Source organism: Comamonas badia DSM 17552, assembly GCF_000484635.1.
Taxonomy (GTDB): domain Bacteria; phylum Pseudomonadota; class Gammaproteobacteria; order Burkholderiales; family Burkholderiaceae_C; genus Comamonas_C; species Comamonas_C badia.
In genome coordinates this window covers 1-20,520 of record NZ_AXVM01000003.1, presented here as the reverse complement: position 1 = coordinate 20,520, position 20,520 = coordinate 1, and the positions used below count along the sequence as shown (strand labels likewise).

22 protein-coding genes are annotated in these 20,520 nt (G+C 68.0%); 20 read left to right on the top strand and 2 right to left on the bottom strand.

All coding sequences use genetic code 11. From position 1 onward, the window contains the following. Positions 1 to 77 precede the first annotated feature (77 nt). From rfbD to rfbC, 5 genes are all read left to right on the top strand, one after another. Entirely contained in the window at positions 78 to 968 is an 891-nt protein-coding gene (gene rfbD, locus K320_RS0106980; RefSeq protein WP_024538118.1) for a dTDP-4-dehydrorhamnose reductase, read from the top strand. Between the two features lie 64 nt (positions 969 to 1,032). Beyond that, positions 1,033 to 1,275: a FitA-like ribbon-helix-helix domain-containing protein gene (locus K320_RS0106975; RefSeq protein ID WP_024538117.1), complete on the top strand. Its 243-nt coding sequence runs from the start codon at positions 1,033 to 1,035 to the stop codon at positions 1,273 to 1,275. Further along, positions 1,272 to 1,667, top strand: a complete 396-nt coding sequence (locus K320_RS0106970) for a type II toxin-antitoxin system VapC family toxin (RefSeq protein WP_024538116.1) — start codon at positions 1,272 to 1,274, stop codon at positions 1,665 to 1,667. Before K320_RS0106975 ends, K320_RS0106970 begins: the two co-directional genes overlap by 4 nt. Before the next feature lie 15 nt (positions 1,668 to 1,682). Then, positions 1,683 to 2,570, top strand: coding sequence for a glucose-1-phosphate thymidylyltransferase RfbA (gene rfbA / locus K320_RS0106965; protein ID WP_024538115.1), 888 nt, complete (start codon positions 1,683 to 1,685; stop codon positions 2,568 to 2,570). Positions 2,571 to 2,609: 39 nt separating this feature from the next. Then, a complete protein-coding gene (gene rfbC, locus K320_RS0106960) occupies positions 2,610 to 3,182 on the top strand; it encodes a dTDP-4-dehydrorhamnose 3,5-epimerase (protein WP_024538114.1) in 573 nt (190 codons plus the stop codon). 21 nt (positions 3,183 to 3,203) lie between these two features. On the opposite strand, the gene K320_RS0106955 is transcribed toward rfbC, so the two are convergent. After that, positions 3,204 to 5,069: a hypothetical protein gene (locus tag K320_RS0106955; RefSeq protein ID WP_051384876.1), complete on the bottom strand. Its 1,866-nt coding sequence runs from the start codon at positions 5,067 to 5,069 to the stop codon at positions 3,204 to 3,206. Between the two features lie 33 nt (positions 5,070 to 5,102). Then, entirely contained in the window at positions 5,103 to 5,909 is an 807-nt protein-coding gene (locus K320_RS18360; protein ID WP_156913888.1) for a sterol desaturase family protein, read from the bottom strand. Positions 5,910 to 6,167: 258 nt separating this feature from the next. Between K320_RS18360 and K320_RS0106945 the strand changes: the two genes are divergently transcribed. The 15 genes from K320_RS0106945 to K320_RS0106875 form a co-directional block, all read left to right on the top strand. Continuing rightward, positions 6,168 to 7,874, top strand: coding sequence for a GspE/PulE family protein (locus tag K320_RS0106945; protein WP_407059758.1), 1,707 nt, complete (start codon positions 6,168 to 6,170; stop codon positions 7,872 to 7,874). Positions 7,875 to 8,027: 153 nt separating this feature from the next. Beyond that, positions 8,028 to 9,263, top strand: coding sequence for a type II secretion system F family protein (locus tag K320_RS0106940; RefSeq protein WP_024538110.1), 1,236 nt, complete (start codon positions 8,028 to 8,030; stop codon positions 9,261 to 9,263). Further along, positions 9,247 to 9,690 carry a type II secretion system major pseudopilin GspG gene (gene gspG / locus K320_RS0106935; protein ID WP_024538109.1) on the top strand — a complete coding sequence of 148 codons (444 nt, stop codon included), beginning with the start codon at positions 9,247 to 9,249 and terminating at the stop codon, positions 9,688 to 9,690. The genes K320_RS0106940 and gspG overlap by 17 nt, the downstream gene beginning before the upstream one ends. A gap of 61 nt (positions 9,691 to 9,751) precedes the next feature. Continuing rightward, a complete protein-coding gene (locus tag K320_RS0106930; RefSeq protein ID WP_029695893.1) occupies positions 9,752 to 10,219 on the top strand; it encodes a GspH/FimT family pseudopilin in 468 nt (155 codons plus the stop codon). Next, on the top strand, positions 10,216 to 10,641 hold the full coding sequence (locus K320_RS0106925) for a PulJ/GspJ family protein (RefSeq protein WP_024538107.1): 426 nt from the start codon (positions 10,216 to 10,218) through the stop codon (positions 10,639 to 10,641). Before K320_RS0106930 ends, K320_RS0106925 begins: the two co-directional genes overlap by 4 nt. Beyond that, positions 10,638 to 11,297 (top strand): prepilin-type N-terminal cleavage/methylation domain-containing protein, encoded by a 660-nt coding sequence (locus tag K320_RS0106920; RefSeq protein ID WP_024538106.1) that lies wholly within the window; start codon positions 10,638 to 10,640, stop codon positions 11,295 to 11,297. Before K320_RS0106925 ends, K320_RS0106920 begins: the two co-directional genes overlap by 4 nt. Further along, positions 11,297 to 12,136, top strand: coding sequence for a hypothetical protein (locus tag K320_RS0106915; RefSeq protein WP_024538105.1), 840 nt, complete (start codon positions 11,297 to 11,299; stop codon positions 12,134 to 12,136). The genes K320_RS0106920 and K320_RS0106915 overlap by 1 nt, the downstream gene beginning before the upstream one ends. A 7-nt stretch (positions 12,137 to 12,143) precedes the next feature. After that, a complete protein-coding gene (locus K320_RS0106910) occupies positions 12,144 to 13,211 on the top strand; it encodes a PilN domain-containing protein (RefSeq protein WP_024538104.1) in 1,068 nt (355 codons plus the stop codon). Then, positions 13,208 to 13,762, top strand: coding sequence for a type II secretion system protein GspM (gspM, locus tag K320_RS0106905; RefSeq protein WP_024538103.1), 555 nt, complete (start codon positions 13,208 to 13,210; stop codon positions 13,760 to 13,762). The genes K320_RS0106910 and gspM overlap by 4 nt, the downstream gene beginning before the upstream one ends. Continuing rightward, positions 13,759 to 14,283, top strand: coding sequence for a hypothetical protein (locus K320_RS0106900; protein WP_024538102.1), 525 nt, complete (start codon positions 13,759 to 13,761; stop codon positions 14,281 to 14,283). Before gspM ends, K320_RS0106900 begins: the two co-directional genes overlap by 4 nt. A gap of 124 nt (positions 14,284 to 14,407) precedes the next feature. Further along, positions 14,408 to 16,783 (top strand): type II secretion system secretin GspD, encoded by a 2,376-nt coding sequence (gene gspD, locus K320_RS0106895; protein WP_024538101.1) that lies wholly within the window; start codon positions 14,408 to 14,410, stop codon positions 16,781 to 16,783. A 121-nt stretch (positions 16,784 to 16,904) separates the two neighbouring features. Beyond that, complete coding sequence (locus K320_RS0106890) at positions 16,905 to 17,339, top strand: nuclear transport factor 2 family protein (RefSeq protein WP_024538100.1); 435 nt, start codon at positions 16,905 to 16,907, stop codon at positions 17,337 to 17,339. Between the two features lie 211 nt (positions 17,340 to 17,550). Then, positions 17,551 to 19,128, top strand: coding sequence for a hypothetical protein (locus tag K320_RS0106885; RefSeq protein ID WP_029695889.1), 1,578 nt, complete (start codon positions 17,551 to 17,553; stop codon positions 19,126 to 19,128). Positions 19,129 to 19,247: 119 nt separating this feature from the next. Further along, positions 19,248 to 20,087 carry a peptidylprolyl isomerase gene (locus K320_RS0106880; protein ID WP_051384863.1) on the top strand — a complete coding sequence of 280 codons (840 nt, stop codon included), beginning with the start codon at positions 19,248 to 19,250 and terminating at the stop codon, positions 20,085 to 20,087. A gap of 200 nt (positions 20,088 to 20,287) precedes the next feature. Continuing rightward, a partial coding sequence (locus K320_RS0106875) for a transposase (protein ID WP_407059757.1) occupies positions 20,288 to 20,520 on the top strand: 233 nt, incomplete at its 3' end.

Genomic DNA, 20,520 nt, shown 5'->3' with positions numbered 1-20,520 from the left:
GTTGTGACGCCCGCAGCCCCCATCCCCACCTTCCCCCAGCGGGGGAAGGAGCACATACCGAGTGGTCAAGCGAGCGTATGAATATCCTGCTTTTAGGCAAAAGCGGCCAGGTCGGCTGGGAGCTGCAACGCAGCCTGTCCGTGCTCGGACAGGTCACGGCGCTGGATTTTGACAGTAGCGACCATTGCGGTGATTTTTCCCAGCCGGAAGGCGTCGTTGCTGCGGTGCGCGCTATCCAACCGGATGTCATCGTCAACGCCGCCGCCCACACGGCAGTGGACAAAGCAGAGAGTGAGCCCGACTTCGCCCGCCTGCTCAACGCCACCACGCCCGGGCGTGTCGCCCAGGAGGCCAAGGCCATCGGCGCGCTGCTGGTGCACTACAGCACCGACTACGTGTTTGACGGCAGCGGCGATGCGCCGCGCGCGGAAGACGCCGCCACCGGCCCGCTGTCCGTCTATGGCGCCACCAAGCTGGAGGGCGAGCAACTCATCCAGCAGTCGGGCTGCCAGCATTTGATACTGCGCACCAGCTGGGTCTACGCCGCGCGCGGCGGCAACTTTGCCAAGACCATGCTGCGCCTGGCGCAGGAGCGCGAGAAGCTGACGGTGATTGACGACCAATGGGGCGCGCCCACCGGCGCCGACCTGCTGGCCGACGTCACCGCCCACGCCATCCGCCACCTGCGCCAGCGCCCGCAGGATGCTGGCCTGTACCACTGCGCGGCGGCGGGCGAGACCAATTGGCATGCCTATGCAAAATACGTGATAACGCAAGCCAGGCAAGCGCAGCCAGCTATTCAAATCAAAGCAACCGAGATGGCGCCGGTGCCTACCAGCAGCTTCCCCACGCCGGCCCGGCGCCCGCACAACTCGCGTCTGGATTGCACCAGGCTGCAAACCACCTTCGGCCTGACGCTGCCGCCGTGGCAGCAGGGCGTGGCGCGCATGCTGGCAGAGATTCTGTAAGGCGCGTGCCTTGGCTGCGGTTGGTACAATGCAACCAAAATGGTTCCATTGTGGAGTTGTCGCCATGTCCACCACCTTGACACTCAAAAACATCCCCGAGCCGGTCTACGAGCGGCTCAAACTCGCGGCCAAAACCAACCGCCGCAGCCTCAACAGCGAAGCCATCGTGTGCCTGGAGGCCATGCTGCTGCCTGCCGCCGTGCAGCCGACGGAGCGGCTTGCGCGTGCCCGTGCCCTGCGCCAAGGTCTTGCGCACCGGTTCAGCGCGCAAGACCTTGATGCCTTCAAGCGCGAAGGCCGTGCGTGATCGTTGTCGATACCAACGTGCTCGCCTATCTGTACCTGCCGGGCGAACATACGGCGGCTGCTGAAACGCTACTGCAACAGCAGTCCGAATGGGCCGCACCCTGGCTCTGGCGCAGTGAGCTGCGCAACGTGCTCGCGGGCTGCCTGCGCCGGCGCATGCTGACGCTGGAGCAGGCCATCGCCATCCAGGATGAGGCGCAGGCGCTGATGCGCGGCGCAGAATACGAAGTGCCGTCCGATGCGGTGCTGCGTCTGGTGCGGCAGAGCGACTGCTCCGCCTACGATTGTGAATTCGTCGCCCTGGCACAGCAACTGAACGCGCCCCTGATGACGATGGACAACAAGGTCTTGCGTGCCTTCCCCGATACCGCTTTTCCGCTGCCCGCGGCCTGAACCCTGAGAACCTCCATGACTCCACGCAAAGGCATCATCCTCGCCGGTGGCTCCGGCACCCGCCTGCACCCGGCCACGCTGGCCATCAGCAAGCAATTGCTGCCGGTGTACGACAAGCCCATGATCTACTACCCGCTCAGCACGCTGATGCTGGCGGGCATCCGCGACATCCTCGTCATCAGCACGCCGCAGGACACGCCGCGCTTCGAGCAGCTGCTGGGCGACGGCAGCCAGTGGGGCCTGCATCTGCAGTACGCGGTGCAGCCCAGCCCCGATGGGCTGGCGCAGGCCTTTCTGATCGGCGAGCGCTTCCTTGCGGGCGCGCCGAGCACGCTGGTGCTGGGCGACAACATCTTCCACGGCCACGACCTGCAGCCGCTGCTGGCGCGCGCAGACGGCCAGGCGCAAGGCGCCACCGTCTTTGCCTACCACGTGCTGGACCCGGAGCGCTACGGCGTCGCCGAGTTCGACGGCACCGGCCGGGTGCTCTCCATCGAGGAGAAGCCCAATGCGCCCAAATCCAACTACGCCGTCACCGGCCTGTACTTCTACGACGGGCAGGTGGTCGATCTGGCCAAATCCCTCAAGCCCTCGGCGCGCGGCGAGCTGGAAATCACCGACCTGAACCGCCTGTACCTGAATCAGCGCCAGCTCACCGTGCAGCTCATGGGCCGCGGCTACGCCTGGCTCGATACCGGCACCCACGAAAGCCTGCTCGACGCCAGCCAGTTCATCGCCACCATCGAGCGGCGCCAGGGCCTGAAAGTCGCCTGCCCCGAGGAAATCGCCTGGCGCCAGCGCTGGATCGATTCCGCGCAGCTGGAAAAATTGGCCCAGCCACTGCTGAAAAACGCTTACGGGCAGTATTTGCGCGGGCTGTATTCACTGGGTATTCGCGGCTGAAGCCGCTCCCACAGCCTCCAGCAAGCTCCCGCCCAACCCATGCACATCACCCCCACCGCCATCCCCGACGTCCTCTTGATCGCCCCCAGGGTCTTCGGCGACGCACGCGGCTTCTTCTACGAGAGCTTCAACCAGCAGGCCTTCGACGAAGCCACCGGCACCCGCCACCAGTTCGTGCAGGACAACCACAGCCGCTCCAGCCGCGGCGTGCTGCGCGGCCTGCACTACCAGCTGCCGCCGCACGCCCAGGGCAAGCTGGTGCGCGTGGTGCGCGGCCGCGTCTGGGATGTGGCCGTCGATATCCGCCAGGGTTCCCCCACCTTCGGCCGGTGGGTGGGCGAGGAGCTGTCCGAGGACAACCAGCGCCAGCTCTGGATTCCGCCCGGCCTCGCGCATGGTTTCCTGGTGCTCAGCGACAGCGCCGATTTCCTCTACAAGACCACCGCCTACTACCAGCCGCAGGCCGAGCGCTGCATCGCCTGGAACGATGCGCAGCTGGCCATCCGCTGGCCTGAAGGCATCACCCCCCTGCTCTCGGCCAAGGATGCGCAGGGCCTGTCCTTGGCGCGGGCCGAGCTTTCCCCCTCTCCCCCTGGGAGAGGGCAGGGGTGAGGGCCTGCGGCGCCCGCGCCGTCACTGCGCCGGCGCAGGCCCTAGGATCTCCTGCATGGCCCGGTACAGCTGCGCCGAGCCGAACTGCGGGTTGTGCGGGTCGAAGGAAAACGCGTACGGCACAGCCTGTACCGGCCGCTCTTCAAGGGGCGGTTCGAGGAAGAACGTGAGAAACCGGGCGCCGCGCATCGCATGCCGCTGCAGCGTGGTCTTCAATTCCTGGGTATCCATGGCGCGCATCGGGATGAACTCCGTGATGCCATACGCGTGCTGTCCCAGGCTGCCCAGCAGCTTGGCAAAGCCCTTGTCGTGGGTGACGCTGCCGTGCAGGTCCACGCCCAGGCGAATATCCCCTTGGGTCCTCAAGGTATCGTCGAGGGCGAATTTATTGGCATCCCAGCCCGGCACAACGCCCGGCAGCATTTGGTGGGTGTAGCGTGCAACGGTCCTGAGGCACGATTGCGCCACGATGCCATCGAATAGCCGCAGATAGTCCATCACCTGCTGCCTGCGAAAGGCATGCCAGAGCGGGACCAGCGGGTTGTAATGGAGCGACTGCCCCTCCGGCGGCATGTCCAGGCTGGCCTGCATGCCGGGGGGCGCCGGCACCGTGGCTGGCAGCTCGCGTTGAGGCGGCAGGCGCAGTATCTGTTTCTCCCTGCCCATCACGGCAATCTCTTTCGAGCCGATGTGGACCAGCTTGCCAGGGGCCAGCTCCAGCAAGGCACTGATACGGTGCAGGCCAGCGGGCAGGGAGCGGAAATCCATGTCCAGCCGCCAGCCGGTACTGGCGCTTCCCAGCTCGGGCTTGGCTTGCAATACATCCAGCCGCCCCTGGTTGACTGGCACGCGGCCGATCAGGCTGCCATCGCGGTAGACCTGCACCCACAATGCCTCGGCGCTGCCCGCTATCCATGACCAGCCGGAGATGGGTACGCTGCCCTGGGCAAATGAATCGATGTGCTCGGTGTAGCGGCTCAGGTGCTCCGTGCGCAGGTCGCGCGAGGGCGGCTGCACGTCGCCGAAACCCGGGTAACTCTCGCCCATCGCCGCGTTCAGTTCTTCTATCGTCGTGAACTTTTGCCGCAGATAGTCGCGAAACGCGACTTCCGAGGCAGGGCCGTAGTCGGTCACCCGGTAGAAAGGGGTAAAGCCCATGCCGCTTTCAAAGTGCGGCGCCAGCTGGTGCAGCTCGCCCAGCAAGGTGATTCCCTGGATCTTGGCGAGATCTTCCTGGGGCAGCGCGCACAGCGCCGCCAGCAAGGCCTGGATGGCCTGGATGCGTCTGGCGGTGATGGGCGTATCGGTGCGCGCCATGCTCCAGGGGTACAGCGTTTCGCCGCGGTAGGTGTCTGGCGGCAGAACCCCATCGCGCGTCCGGGCCAGGTTTCGCTGGTCCTCCAGCAGCACCTGTTCTATGGGCGCCTGCTGGGCAAAGTAGGAGGCCGACAAAAACAGGATCAGTGGCCGCGCGGTGTCGCGCACCGTGCGGACCACGCGTTGCACGCGCTCCTGGTCCACCACCCAATCGGCGCCCTCGGCGCGAAACAACCGCAGCAGCGGCACGGTGAGCGTGTAGCCCAGGGGAAACCCGGTTCCCGCCTGGGGGCTGTCGGGCTGCAAACGCTGCAGGGTGGATTCCACCAGTGCCGCAGCCGACCCTTCTTGGCCCATGCAGCCCGGCAGGGGCGCCTGCCGCGCGGGCGTGGGGTGGTCAGGCCTGGCAATGCAATCCGCAACCCCCCGCACCGCGGGCGCGATCAGCATGGCGCCCGTTGCGGTGTGGGTGTCATCCACCGGCTGGCCGAACCAGGCGGCGGCGATCGCGCCCGCGATGAGCACGGCGCTGCCCAGCAGCAGTGGCCAGGTGGAACGGCGCGCAGGCATGACCATCGGAATCCTGGAAACGCCCGGTCCTCGCTACCGGGAAACCTCGCCCTTGCCGAGAAGAGGAACCGGCAGGATGTAGCGCAGGAAATGCCGATCGCTGTACCCGCGAACCCCGGTGGAGGGAAATTCGTCGGGCCGTGGCACATAGCGCGTTTTGAACAGCCAGTCCCACAGCTGCAGGAAGGCGCCAAAATTCCTGTTCATGTGCTGCTCTTCGATGGAGTGGTGAATGCGGTGGTAGCGCGGCGTGATGAAAACGCGCTCCAGCGGGCCAAACCCTATTGGCGTGTTCCAGTGCATCAGGATCGCAAACGTCACGATGACCGAAACCACGGCGAACGGCACCTGCGGATTGCCCACGATCACCAGCAGCGGCACCGTCATGAAGGCATAGCGCCAGACCTCCTCCAGCCAGTGGTGGCGGGCAAAGGCCGCGGCCGAGATGTTCTCCTCGGAATGGTGCACGAAGTGGTAGCGCCAGAGCCATGGCACGATGTGCTGCAAGCGGTGAAACCAGTAGTACAGAAAGTCGTACAGCACCAGATAGCCGAGCCACAGCAGCACATCCCGCCAGGTCAACGCCGCATGCAGCTCGATGTGCCACAGGTTCTGCGGTATGAAGGCATTCAGCTTGAAAAGCCAGGGCAGCACCCATCCGTGGGCCAGTGCCATCGCGCACACCACGTAGATCAGGTTGATGGCGATGGTCTTGTTCGATACCGGGTATTTCGCCCAGAATTTTTCCGCCGCGATGCACAAAGCCAGCAGCGGCGCGAACGGCGCCAGGCTGCCCAGGGTGTTGAGCACGGCCTCCAGGATGGGGCGGAAAATGTCCATGACGATGATGAATTGATGCAATCCCAAAGCCGCGAGCGGCGCTGGCGGAATGTATTACATCCAGGAAAACCCCCATTCGCGGCTAAAGCCGCTCCCACAAAGTCGCCGCTCCCCCCACCCCTGTAGGAGCGGCTTTAGCCGCGAATGCCCGCCTCCCCCCACCCTTGTGGGAGCGGCTTCAGCCGCGAATAGCCGCTAAACTTCCCCATCTTCGCGCCGCGCACCCGTGCGCCCCGGCTGCTCATGGCAACTCCCCCTTTGACCGATCCCGTCCTGACCACGGCCATCGCCGAACCCCATCCGCGCCTGGGCGAGCTGCTCGTGCAGGCCGGCAAGCTCACCGAACGCGACCTGGAGCGCGCCCTCGCGGTACAGCAGGAGCTCGGCGGCCTGCTGGGTACCGTGCTCGCGCGCCTGGGGCTGGTGTCCGAGCTGGACATCGCCCGCGCGCTGGCGCCCCAGCTTGGCGTGCCGCTGGTGGCGGCCGACGATTTCCCCGATCTGCTGCCCGAAGTCGAAGGCCTGCTGCCCGAATTCCTGCGTGCCAACGCCGTCTGCCCGCTGGGTGTGGAAGGCAATGCACTGCACGTCGCCATGGCCGTGCCGCAGGACGCCTTCGTGCTCAAGGCGCTGCACCTCGTCACCGGCCGCGCCATCCGCCCGGCGCTGGCGCTCGAAGCCGACATCGCCAAGGCCCTGGCCGAGCCCGAGGCGCAGGAAGAACCTGCCGAAGAGGGCGCCTGGGACGACCTCGATGGCGGCGATTTCATCGAGCACCTCAAGGATCTGGCCAGCGAAGCCCCCGTCATCCGCCTCGTCAACGCCATCATCGGTCGCGTCATCGAGCTGCGCGCCTCCGACATCCACCTGGAGCCGTTCGACGATGGCCTGCACGTGCGCTACCGCGTCGATGGCGTCATCCACCAGGGCGAACTCGTGCCCGCGCGCCTCTCGGCGGCGGTCGGCTCGCGCGTCAAGCTGCTCGCCCACCTGGACATCGCCGAACGCCGCCTGCCGCAGGACGGCCGCATCAAGACCCGCGTCAAGGGCCACGAACTCGATCTGCGCGTCTCCACCGTGCCCACGGTCTACGGCGAAAGCATCGTGCTGCGCGTGCTCGACCGCGCCAGCGTGCGGCTTGACCTCGCCACCATGGGTTTCGCGCCCGACACGCTGGCGCGCTTTCGCGAGCTGCTGGCGCGCCCGCACGGCATCCTGCTGGCCACCGGCCCCACCGGCTCGGGCAAGACCACCACCTTGTACGCGGCGCTCGCCAGCATCGACGCGCTGGCCAACAAAATCATCACCGTCGAAGACCCGGTCGAATACCAGCTCGAAGGCATCAACCAGATCCAGGTGCACCCGCAGATCGACCTGACCTTCGCCAACGCGCTGCGCTCCATCCTGCGCCAGGACCCGGACATCATCATGATCGGCGAAATGCGCGACGGCGAAACCGCGCAGATCGCCGTGCAATCGGCCCTCACCGGCCACCTGGTGCTTTCCACGCTGCACACCAACACCGCCGCCGGCGCCATCACGCGCATGCAGGACATGGGGGTCGAGAGCTACCTCATCACCTCCTCGGTCAACGGCGTGCTCGCCCAGCGCCTGGTGCGTACCCTGTGCAAGGAGTGCAGGCAGGCGTATGTACCGGACGAGGCGCTGCTCGCCCGCACCGGCCTGGGGCGTTTTCTCCAGCCCGGCGAGGCGATCTACCGCGCCGTCGGCTGTCCCGCCTGCGGCCACACCGGCTACCGCGGGCGCACCGGCATCCACGAACTCTTCCTGCTCGACGAAGCCATGCGCCGCGCCATCCTCGAAGGGCAGGACGCCAACAGCCTGCACCAGATCGCCCAGCGCGCCGGCATGCACAGCCTGCACGAAGACGGCCTGCGCAAGGTCGCGGCGGGCGTGACCGCGCTCGACGAAGTCGCCCGCGTCACGCAGGACCAGCAGGAATAGCGATGCATCTTTGCCACCCGTGTAGGAGCGGCTTCGGCCGCGAAGGCAATTCGCGGCTGAAGCCGCTCCTACAAATTCAGGGAGCTCCCGGTATTTCCCCCTCGCCCCTCTGGGGAGAGGGAGGGGTGAGGGGCATGCTACGCAAGGTACCCCATGCCTGAATTCACCTGGCGCGCGGCCAGCCGCAGCGGCGCGCTCAGCGAAGGGCGGCTCACCGCGCCCAACAGCGCGGCCGCGCTGCGCCAGCTTGCGGCGCAGGGCCTTACGCCGCTGGAAATTGCCGACGCCGCAGGCGCCGCGCCTTCGCCGGTGGCTGGCATCGTCAAGGCGCCGCCGCACCGGGCCAGCAAAGGCCCGGTCAACAACGCCGACGTACTCGCGCTCACCTCCGAACTTGCCATCATGCTGCGCGCCGGCCTGGCGCTCGACAACGCCCTGCGCGTGCTCGTCGAAATGGCGCACAAGCCCAGCGTCGCCGCGCTGGTGCAGGACATCCTCGGCGCCGTCAAGGGCGGCACGCCGCTCTCGCGCGCGCTGGCTGCACACCCGCGGCATTTCGGCGATTTCTACGTCAACATGGTGCGCTCGGGCGAGGCGAGCGGCCAGATGTCCGCCGTGCTCGACCGGCTGGTGGAGCACCTGCAGCGCCAGCGCGCGCTGCGCGACAGCATCGTCTCGGCCACCATCTACCCCGCCATCCTGCTTACCGTCGCGGTGCTCTCGCTCGTCGCCATGCTCGGCTTCGTCGTGCCGCAGTTTGAAAAGCTCTTCACCGAAATGGGCGACGCGCTGCCCCTGCCCACGCGCATCGTCATGAATATGGGCCACGTCTTCCGCGCCTGGGGGCTGGAGATCGCCATCGCCGCCTTCGTGCTCGGCGCGCTGCTGGTGCGCTGGCTGCGCTCGCCCGCCGGGCGCCAGTGGTGGCAGACCCGCCTGCTGCGCCTGCCGCTCATCGGCCGCCTGGCGCTGCGCTACCAGCTCACGCTCTATGCGCGCTCGCTCGGTACGCTGCTGGCCAACGGCGTGCCGCTGCTCACCGCGCTGGCGATCGCCTCCGACACCGTCGGCAACGCCGTGTTACGTCCCTTGCTTGCCAAAGTGGCCCCCATCGTCAAGGAAGGCGGCAAAATGGTGCAGGCGGTCGGCAGCACCGGCCTGTTTGAACCTTTGGCCATCAACCTGATCCGAGTGGGCGAAGAAACCGGGCGCCTCGGCGCCATGATGCTCGAACTCTCGCTCATTCTGGAGCGTGAGGTCGAAAACGGCATCAAGCACTTGCTGGTGCTGCTCGAACCGCTCCTCATTTTGATACTTGGCGTGCTCATCGCCGCCATCATCGTCTCCATCCTCCTCGGGATACTTTCCATCAATGACCTCGCTGCCTGAATCTTTTGCCGCCCGCCGCCGCGCCCGCGGCTTCACCCTCATCGAGCTGCTCGTCGTGCTCGCCATCCTCACGCTGCTCGCCGGCATCGTCGGCCCGCGCGTGCTCAACCAGCTCGGCGGCGCCAAGTCCAAGACGGCGGCGGTGCAGATCGCCGACATCGACAAGGCGCTCGAAATCTACAAGCTCGACGTCGGCCGCTATCCCACCAACGAAGAAGGCCTGGCCGCGCTCATGAAGAACCCGGGCGGACAGCTGGGCTGGAACGGCCCCTACCTCAAGGGCGACGCCGTGCCCACCGACCCCTGGGGCCACGCCTTCCGCTACGCCAATCCCGGGCCCAACGGCGGCATCGAAATCCTCTCGCTGGGCGCCGATGGCGCCCCCGGGGGTGAAGGCGAGAACGCCGACATCCGCAACAGCCATTGAAACTGTGTTTCACCTTGCCTTTGTGGGAGCGGCTTCAGCCGCGAATGATTCTGCTTCGCGGCTGAAGCCGCTCCCACAAACACGGGTTGGGTCACGCGGCTTCACCCTCGTCGAGCTGCTCGTGGTCTTCGCCATCATGGCGCTCGTCACCGCCGTGGCGCCCGCCGCCTACGAGAAGATGCAAGACTCCCTGCGCTACCGCGACACCGTGCGCGGCATGGTCAGTGCCCTGCGCGCCGCGCGCCAGCAGGCCGTGCTGACGGGGCACGATGCGCTCTTCGAGCTTGATTTGCGCGATCGCCGCTACGGCCTGCAGGGCGCCGCGGCGCACGCCATCCCGCCCACGCTCACGGTGCATGCCACCGTGGCCGATACCGAGGCCACCGGCCAGCGCCTCGATATCCGCTTCCTGCCTTCCGGCGCCGCCAGCGGCGGCAGCGTGGACATCGTGCGCGCCTCGGGCGCGGGCGTGCGCCTGTGGGTGGACTGGTTCACCGGCCGGGTTGAACAGCGGCCCCTTGCGCCATGACCGCCCCGCGCGCCGTCCAGCGCGGCTTTTCCCTGCTCGAAATCCTCGTCGCCTTCGCCATCCTGGCGCTGTCCCTCGGCGCGCTCTACCGCGCCACCGGCGGCGCGGTGCGCAACGTCTCGCACATCGAAACCCAGCAACGCGTGCTCGCGCTGCTGCAATCGGTGCTCGCCGGCGTCGATGGCGTGCCCGAGCACGGCCTGGCCGAGCAGGGCGAAGCGCGCGATCTGCACTGGTCCCTGCGCAGCAGCCCCTACGCCGGCGGTGCTGGCGGTGCCGGCGGCGCCAGCACCCCCAGCGTACCTGCGCTGCACGAGGTACAGGCCACCGTCACCTGGAACGAGGATGGCCGGGAGCGGCAAATGCAGCTCGCCACCCTCAGGCCGCAGCTGGGCCCCATCACGCCGCGCCCGCAGCCATGACGCACCCATCCCGCCGCGGCTTCACCCTGGTCGAGATGCTGGTCGTCCTCGTCCTGCTCTCGCTCATCATGCTGGCCGTCGTCTCGGCGCTGCGCGGCGTCGCCCAGGGCAGTGACCGCGCCGATGCCCGCTTCGAGCGCATGGACGACGAGCGCATCACCCGCGACTTCCTGCGCGGCGTGCTCGCCCGCGTCTCGGCGCGCCGCGTCACCCGCCCCGGGCGCAGCGGCCCGCTGTTCGAGGGCGCGAGCGACCACGTCGCCTGGGTCGGCGTCATGCCCGCGCGCTACGGCGCCGGCGGGCGCACCTTTTTCCGCCTGGGCATCGAGCCGCTGGAGCAGGGCAGCGCCCTGGTGCTGCGCTACCTGCCCTGGGCCGACCAGCCGCGGTTCCCCGACTGGCAGCAGGCCGGCGCGCAGGTGCTCGTGCCCGGCGCGCAGGGCCTCGCGCTGCGCTACCGCGACGCGCGCCAGCCCGACGAATCGCTCGCCTGGAGCGACGCCTGGCAGCCCGTGGACGACCTGCCCTCGGCGCTCGCCCTCGTCGTCACCGGCGCGCAGGGCGTGCAGCTGCAATCCATGGAATTCCCCGTCTGGGGCCTGCCGCGCTCCGACCCGCGCCAGTCGGGCGATATCACTTCGGTGGGGGGCGGCTGATGCGGCGCCGCCAAGGGCTGGCCCTCGTCGCCGTGCTGTGGCTGGTGGCGGCGCTCTCCATCATCGTCGCCGGGCTGCTGCAGTCGGTGCGCACCGAGGCGCGCCTGGGCGCGCAGCTGCGCGGCGATGCGCAGGCCGCCGCCGCCGCCGAGGCGGCCATGCAGCTCGCCCTGCAATCGCTGCTGGCCGAGGCCAGGCCGCTCGATCGCCTCATTGCCGGCGATTTCGTCTGGCAGGATCAACCCATCGCGGTGCAGGTGATGCCCCTCAACGGCTACATCGACCTCAACGCCGCCCCGCCCGAGCTGCTGGCGCAGATGTTCCAGACCGCGGCCGGCCTGCCGCAAGACCAGGCCAACACACTCGCGCAGGCGCTGCTGCGCGAGCGCACCCAGCCCGGCGCCAGCGGCGCGCCGCCCGGTTTCGAGGCCGTCGAAGACCTGCTGCGCGTGCCCGGCATCGATTACCCCCTCTACGCCCGGGTCGCCCCGCTGCTCACCGCCGACCTCATGGCCGGCTCGGGCCGCGTCAACCCGCTGGCCGCGCCGCCCGCCGTGCTGCGCGTGCTCACCGGCGGCAACGATGCCGCCGCCGCCCAATACACCGCCGCGCGCGCCGCGGGCGATGCCGCCGCCAGCGCGCCGGGCATGAACACCGCCTGGCTCGATGCGGCCGCCGCGCGCGTGCTGGAACTGCAGGCGCTGGTGCCCCTGGCCGATGGCGCCCGCATCCGCGTCGTGCGGCGCTACGCGCTCGCCGCGCAGCGCCTCGACGGGTTACCATGGCGGGCTTTTTACGCCCGCTCCTTTGTCGATCCGGCCGCAGCGCCCGCACAATAACGCCCCCATGTCCATCGCCACCTCCGATCTCAGGCTGTTCGGCCTGCAGTTGCCCGCCCTGTGGCAGGACGTGCGGCAGGCCTGGGGCAAGCTGTTCGGCCTGCCTGCCTTCGCCTGGCTGGCGCCCCATCCCGCCGTTCTCGTATACGAGGCAGAAGGGTCGCAAGCCCTGTGGCAGGCGGCTGGCGCCGGGCTGTTTGGCCGCCAGCGCCACGCCTCGGCGCACCAGGCAGCCCCCTTCGCCGCCATCGAGCTGCCCGAGGCGCTGGTGCTGCGCCGCTTGCTGGCACTGCCGCGCCTGGCGCCGGCGCAGCGCCGCGCGGCGCTTGAACTGCAGGCCCGCGCCTTGAGCCCCTTTGCGCCGGACGACCTCGTCTGGGCGTTCGCCGAAGCAGGCGCTGGCGCAGGCGCCGCCCCGCGGGCCGAGCTGGTGCTCGCCTCCCGCCGCGCCATCGCCAGCCACGTGGCTGGCATGGTGCCTGCCCCGGCCGTCGCGCCCGAAATCTGGGTTCGCACCGGGCAAGACGCTGCCCGCGCCATGGTCTTGCCCGGCTTTGGCGAGGCGCGCCGCCGGCAGGCCGAGCGGCGCAGCGCCGGGTGGTGCGTGCTGCTTGCCGCCATCGCCTGCGCGCTCGCGCTCGCGCTCGCGCTCACCCCCACCCTGCAGCTGCGCCAGCGCGCGCTGGGCGCGGTGGCCGCCTGGGTCGGGCTGGTCGAAAAAGCCCGCCCCGCCGTGGCCGAGCGCGAGGCGCTGGTGGCCGTGGAAGGCCAGCTGCGGGCGCTGGGCCAGATCATGGGCGAGCGCGTCAGCCCCGTGCGCACGCTGCAAACCCTCACCCAGCTGCTGCCCGACGACACCGTGCTGCAGCGCCTGCAGATCGACGGCAGCCGCATCACCCTCGTCGGGCAGACGCCCGACACCGCCGCGCTGGTGCAAAAACTTGGCAGCCAGCCCGGCTTCAAGGACGTGCGCGCCCCCACCGCCGCCACCCGCACCGGCACCGGCAAGGAAGTCTTCCAGATCGAACTGACGCTGCAGCCCGAAGCACCCGCCGCGCCCGGGGGTGCCCGATGAGCGCCCTGACGCGCCGCGAGTGGCTGCTCGTCGCGCTCACCCTCGCCTTCGTCCTGCTGCCCCTGCTCGCGGGGGCCGACTATGTGTGGCGCAAGCACCAATGGGCCACCGGGCAATTGCAGACCCTGGCCCCGCGCTACGCCCGCCTGGCCGGGCTGCAGGAAAAAGCGCCCGAACTCACCCAGCGCCTTGCCGGCGCGCGCAAGCAGCTGGCCGCCTACGTCTATCTGGCCGACAGCGACCCCACCCAGGCCGGCAACGACGCCCTGCAGCGCGTGCGCGGCGTCTTCACCCAGGCCGGCCTCACCGTGGTCAGCACGCAGGTGCTGCCCAAGCAGGAGACCCAGGGTTTTGATCGCATCCCGCTGGCGCTGCGCGTGGAAGGCGAGTTGCTGCACCTGCAAAGCGCGCTCACCATCCTGCCCAGCCTTACCCCGGTGGTGCTGATCGACGGCATGAACGTGCAGCAGGCGCCCCAGCGCCGCGGCGACGATGCCCAGCGCCTCGCCGTGCAATTGACCCTCTCCGTGCTGCACGCCCGCGCGCCATGAACAACCTCGGCCTGCGCCTCTTCCTCGTGCTCGATGCGCTGCTGCTGGCGGCGCTGGCCTGGCTCTGGCTCGACCCCGCCAGCGCCGCGCCGCGCTCGCTCGCCTGGCAGCCGCCCGCCGCCGTGGCGCCCGAACTCGGCGCCGCCGCCACCGAGCTGCCCCGCGTGGCCGCCATGGACACCCGCGCCTTCGTCGCCACGCTCGACCGCCCGCTGTTCTCCCCCACCCGCCGCCCGCCGCCGCCCAAGGCCGCGGCGGACGAAACCCCCGCCGCCGACACCCTCAAGGACGTGAAGCTCATCGGCCTGTACACCGCCGCCGACGGCCGCGCCGGAGCACTCGTGCGCACCGGCGCCGGGGTGGTGCAGCGCGTCGCGCTCAAGGAGCAGGTCGGCGGCTGGACGCTGCACTCCGTGCAGGACCGCGCCGCCACGCTCACGCGCGCGGGCAAGAGCCGCGTGCTTGAGCTCGCCATCTCCCGCCCTGCAAACCCGGCCGCCCCCGCCGGCCGCAAACGCTGATGCCCATGCTTGCGCACATGGCCTCTTCGCGGCTGAAGCCGCTCCCACGGCGGAAGCATCCCCTTGCGATCTTCTTCCCCCGTGGGAGCGGCTTCAGCCGTGAACGCCTTGCCCGACCGACCCCATGATGACCCATCCCCCCTTCCTCGTCCGCCCCCTGCTTGCCGCCGGTGCGCTGCTGCTGGCCTCCTGCGCGCAGGTGCCGCCCGCCGTGCCCGTGGAGGATGCGCCCGCGGCCATTCCGGCAGCGTCGGCTGCCGCGGCAACGGCAGAGCCACCAGCCGCCAGCGAACCCGCCGCCAGCACCCCCCCCGCCGGCGAACCTGCCGCCGGCGAACCCCGCCTGCTGCGCGGCGACGACCACGTCATCGCCGCGCCCAAGGTGGTCCCCATGCCCAAAGGCAGCGCCAGCAGCTACCGCTTCGAAGACGCCCCCATCGTGGACGTCATCCACGTCTTCATGCGCGAAGTGCTCAAGACCGACTACGTGCTGCACCAGCCCATCGCCGGCACCGTCACGCTGGCCACGCGCGGCCCCGTCTCGGCGGATGACGCGCTGGCGCTGCTCGAAGGCGCGCTGCAGGCCAACGGCCTGGCCATGGCGCGCGATGCGCGTGGCGTGTATCACATCGGCAAGCCCGAGGCCCTGCGCGGCGTGGCCGCCAACCTGCGCCTGGCCGACGGCAAGCCGCTCGCCCCCGGCTACGGCGCCGTGCTCATTCCGCTGCGCTACATCGGCGCGCAGGAGATGGCCACCATCCTGCGCCCCATGGCCCCGGCGGATGCCATCGTGCGCGTCGATGGCCTGCGCAACCTGCTCGTCATGATCGGCACGCGCAACCAGGCCGAAGGCTGGCTTGAAGTGGTGCGCACCTTCGACGTGGACCTGCTCAAGGGCATGTCCGTCGGCCTCTTCCCGCTCAAGCACGCCAGCATCAAGGAGGTGGAAGCCGCGCTGCGCCTGGTGAGCGGCGGCGCGCCCGCCACCGCCCAGGCCGGCACGCGCGGCGCCCCGGCGCTGCCCCAGGCAGCGGCCGGGCTGCCCGCCGGCGCCGCCGCGCCAGCGGGTGCCGCCGCCGCGCCCGAAATGCTCGGCGCCGCCAACCCGGTCTTCGGCGCGCTGCGCGTCATGCCCGTGGAGCGACTGAACAGCATCCTCGTCGTCACCCCGCGCGCCGAATACCTCGACATCGCCCGCCGCTGGATAGAAAAGCTCGACCAGCCCGGCGACAACGCCAGCGAGCCGCAGCTCAACATCTACCGTGTGCAGAACGGCGACGCGCGCCACCTGGCCAGCGTGCTCAGCGGCATCTTTGGCGGCGCCGCGCCCGCGCCCGCGCAGGTAAGCCCGGTGGCCCCCGGCCTGGGCAGCACCAGCGGCGCCAGCTTTGGCGCGCAGGCGGGCTTTGGCGCTACCGCCGGCCAGCCCTTTGGCGGGGGCGCGGGCGGCGGCTTTGGCGGCGGCTTCGGCGGTGCCGGCGGCGGCACCATGGGCGGCGGTTTCGGCGCCGCCGGGTTGGCCGGGCAAAACCGCCTGGGCAGCGCCACGCAGGCCACACAGCCCGCCGTGGCCCAGCTCGGCAGCGTGCGCGTGATGGCCGACGACGCCAACAACTCCCTGCTGGTGTGGGCCACGCGCGCCGAATTCGACAAGATCGAATCCGCCTTGAAGCGCCTGGACCTGCCCCCCACCCAGGTGCTCATCGAAGCCAGCATCATCGAAGTCACCTTGAGCGACGACCTCAAATACGGCCTGCAATGGGCCTTCAGCGACAGCCACCGCCGCGGCCCCGGCGCCGGCATCGTCGGCCAGCTGCCGGCGGCGGCCACTGGCGGCTTCTCCTACACGCTGACCGATTCCCTGGGCAAGGTGCGCGCCACGCTCAACGCCCTGGCCGGCAAATCGCTCATCAAGGTCATCTCCAGCCCCTCGCTCATGGTGCTCGACAACCAGGTCGCCACCATGGCCGTGGGCACGCAGCAGCCCATACGCACCGGCGAGACGACCAACCTCAACACCATAGGCAACCAGACCACCACCACCTACCAGTACAAGGATACCGGCGTGCAGCTGCAGGTGCAGCCCTCGGTCAACTCGGGCGACCTCGTCACCATGAACATCAGCCAATCCGTCACCGACGTGGGCGACGAAGACGTCGTCACCGGCCAGCGCGCCTTCCTGCAGCGCCAGATCAACTCCAAGGTGGCCGTGCGCTCGGGCCAGGCCATCGTGCTGGGGGGCCTCATCAAGGACAACGCCACCACCGGCAAGTCCGGCGTGCCCATCCTGCATGAAATCCCCATCATCGGCGCGCTGTTCGGCGCCACCACCACCAGCAGCGCGCGCACCGAGCTGCTCGTCGTCATCACCCCGCGCGTGGTGCGCACCGACCCTGAAATCCGCGAAGTCGGCCGGGAACTGCGCGAGCGCCTGCAGGGCCTGCAAGGCCTGGAAGCCGCCAGCCATCCCGCGCCGCCGGCCGAAGGCCAGGTCCAATGATGCCCCCCGGCTGCCGGGAACATTCGCGGCTGAAGCCGCTCCCACAAAACCAGGCCGAGCCCTCTCCTGTGGGAGCGGCTTCAGCCGCGAATGCACCCCACCCCTTGACCCCAACCACCCCATGACCGCATTCAAAACCACCCCCCTGCGCCGTGCACGCCCCCTTGCCGCGCTGCTGGCCGCCGCCGTCCTCGCCGGCTGCGCCGCGCTGGCGCCCACGCCGCAAACCCCCGAACAGATCGTGGAGGCACGCGCCAATGCCTACTGGGCCGCCATGCTCAAGAAAGACGTGCCCACTGCGTATGGCTACCTTGCGCCGGGTGTGCGCAGCATCTTCCCGCAAGATGCGTTCGCCGGCAGTCGCGGCTCGGCCGTGCGCTGGAAAGCGGCAGAAGTCAGCCGCGTGCGTTGTCCCAGCGCAACCAAATGCCTGGCGACGGTGCGTATCGAGTCCAAATCCCTTGTCGGTCGCGGCGCAGGCAGTACAGTACCAACTTACTTTGATGAAACGTGGGTGCTGCAGGATGGGCAGTGGTGGTTGTACATCAATGTGTAAAACACTTTGTTGAATCTGTTGTGCGCATTGCATCGACGGTTGTGATGGATGGAGGGATGTTTATAGAGCGATTTCGTTGTGTTTCACCAACATTTGAGCAGCGCGGCTTTGTCTATAACGTGGCTAAGGCAGTCGCTGTGCTAGGATTCACAGGCGTAAACGATCCCCTTTTATTTTGGTTGCGCCAAACAACTTCTCAACTGGAGTCTCTATGAAGAAAAGTGTTCTTGCCCTGGGTGTTGCGGCAGCCTTGGGTGGTTTTGCCGGCAGTGCTCTCGCCATTACCGATGCAGCGCCTGTTCCTGGTACCGCCACGGCCCTGACGTTGAGCCCCACGGGTACCGGTCATATCCTGATCGTGCCTTACTACTCGGCGCAGAACGGCAATAAGACCCTGCTGTCCCTCACCAATACCGACAATACGAACGGCAAGATCGTCAAGATTCGTTTCCGTGGCGCCGCCAACTCGGACGACGTGAACGACTTCCAGGTCTTCCTTTCGCCCGGCGACGTCTGGACGGCCGACATTCACCAAGGCCCCAATGGCGTGGCCGCGTTGACGACCGCCGACAAGAGCTGCACCAAGCCTGCCGATGTCAATGGCGACTTCGGAACGGGTCGTTTCAAGAGCACCTGGGATGCGGATCGTCTGGCCTCCAACACCCGCGAAGGCTATATCGAGATCCTGAACATGGCCGACGTGCCCCCGGCTGCGGCTTTGTACAACGCCATCAAACACAAGGACGGCGTTGCAGCTTGCGCCAGCTCCTCCATCGCCAATGGCACTGCAGGATCGGCTGCAGCGTGGACGTATCTTGACGGCAACCCCAAGCAAGGTACGGGCCGTTTGACTGCTGATCTGACCGCCAATACTGGCATCACCACTCCGACGACGGGGTTGATGGCCAACTGGACCATTATCAACGTGCCGCGCGCCGTGGCATGGGCTGGCGCTGCGACCGCCGTCGAGGCGACCACGGGTCCTGGCACAGCTCCGACGGATGGGGCCATCGTGTATTTCCCGCAGGTTAACCAAGCCACGGGTGGCGACCTTGCGGGTATTGCCGGTGCCTACACCGCAGACCCGTTGCTGACCGGCGCCTTGGTAGTTGGCGACGCCCAATTCGACTTGCCCGACCTGTCCACGCCGTATGCTGGCGCGGCAAACCCGTCTCTCCAAGCGCAGGAATTGTCTACTGCGATTTCGACGTCGTCGGTCAGCAACGAATTCTGGACGCTGCAAGGGATCTTCGGCGCGACCGACTGGGTGTTCTCCATGCCCACCCGCCGCTATGCATTGGCTGTGGACTACACGCCGGCCACGAGCGTCAGGGTTTATAACGCCGCCAATGCGACTCAGTTTGCTGCTGCCAATACGGCGATGAATGGCGACCAGGCCTGCGTGACGGGCGTTACCTGGAACTACTGGAACCGTGAAGAAGCCACCCAAGCGGGCGACGTGACCAACACCACGCGTTCGCCGGGCGGTGGTGCTCCTGCCGGCGCCATGTTCTGCGGCGAAACCAGCGTGCTGAGCATCAACGACGTGGCCGCAGGCACTGCGCCGACCAAGGCCCTGGGCGCCGAAGTGGCCGTCACCAACTTCGAACAGAAGAGCGCCAGCGGTTCGCTGTTTGAAGAAGGCTGGATGAAGATCACCACGCCGGGCGCTGTGGCGACCAATCTGCCTATCCTCGGCTCTGCCTTCATGCTGGCGGTCAATCCCGATGTGGATTCCGGCACGTCGGGCAACTTCAACATGACCTTCCCGCACCGCACGGAGCGCTGATCGGTCAGGAACCAAACGGGTCGCAAGACCTCAAGAGAAAGGCGGGGGCGACCCCGCCTTTTTTTACGTCCATTTTCATTCGTATGACTATTTTTCGTTTTGCCCTCTGTGCCTGCTGCATGGCCGTCGCCATGACCGCCAACGCCGCACCCGACACCGTTCTGGTGCAGTCGGGCGCCGTCACCATTACCGAGGCCGATTTGCACGCCGAACTGCAGCGTGCGCCCGAACAGGCCCGTGAAGGAGCGCTGCGCAACAAGCAAACCATGCAGATGATTCTGCGCAATCTGCTCGCCCGCCGCCTGCTGAGCAACGAGGCGCGCGCCGCCGGGCTGGCGGATGCGTCGCCGCTGCGCGAACAATTGCGCCTGGCCGAGGAGCGCGTGCTCTCGGACGCGCAGATGCAAAAATTCAGTGCTGCCGAGCCACCGACGGACGCCGAATTGGAAGCCTACGCCAAGACCACCTATGTGGCCCAGCCCGAGCGCTTCGCCGTGCCCGCGCAGACGCACGCGCGCCACATCCTGATCGAAGGCGATTCCGAGGCTTCCAAGGCCGAGGCGCAGAAGCTGCTGGCGCAAATCCGCGGCGGCGCCAGCTTCGAAGAACTGGCCAAGGCGCATTCGCAGGACAAGGGCTCTGCCGTCCGTGGCGGCGATCTGGGCACTTTCCCGGAAGGCAAGATGGTGCCCGAGTTCGATGCGGCGCTCAAGGAACTGAAAAACCCGGGCGACATCAGCGAGCCGGTGAAGACCAAATACGGCTGGCACCTGATCGAACTGGTCGAACGCACCGCCGCGCACCAGCGCAGCTTTGACGAAGTGAAGAACCAGTTGATGCAGGACGGGCGCGTCGATGTGATGAACCGCCATCGCAAGCAAATGGTCGATGGCCTGCTGTCTGGCCTGCAGGTGCGCCAGGACGCAGTCGATGCCTTCGTGGCGCGCGAGAAGCCCTGAAAACCCGCTGATCCTCCCCTTGCCGTAGGAGCGGCTCAAGCCGCTCCCAGGGCACGTCAGAGCCAATTCACGAGGCCAGGGCGTGGCGGCAATCGGCAAGGTGTTTGGGCTTGTGGGCTGGCGCGAATGGATTGCGTCGTTGGCTAGGAGTCTGCGCGGCAGACGCCACGCGCTCGGAATGGTGAAAGAGAATGACGCGCATGACCGCGAGCTACATACCGTACGTTCCTGAGCAATCGCTCTTGTTGCCGCCGACGCTGCAGGAGTGGCTGCCGCAGGGGCATCTGGCCTACTTCATCAGCGATACGGTCGACGCGCTGGATCTGTCGGCGTTTCATGCGAGGTATGCCAAGGGTGGGCCGCGCAATCAGCCGTTCCATCCGGCGATGATGGTCAAGGTGGTGGTCTACGGTTATGCCACTGGGGTGTTCTC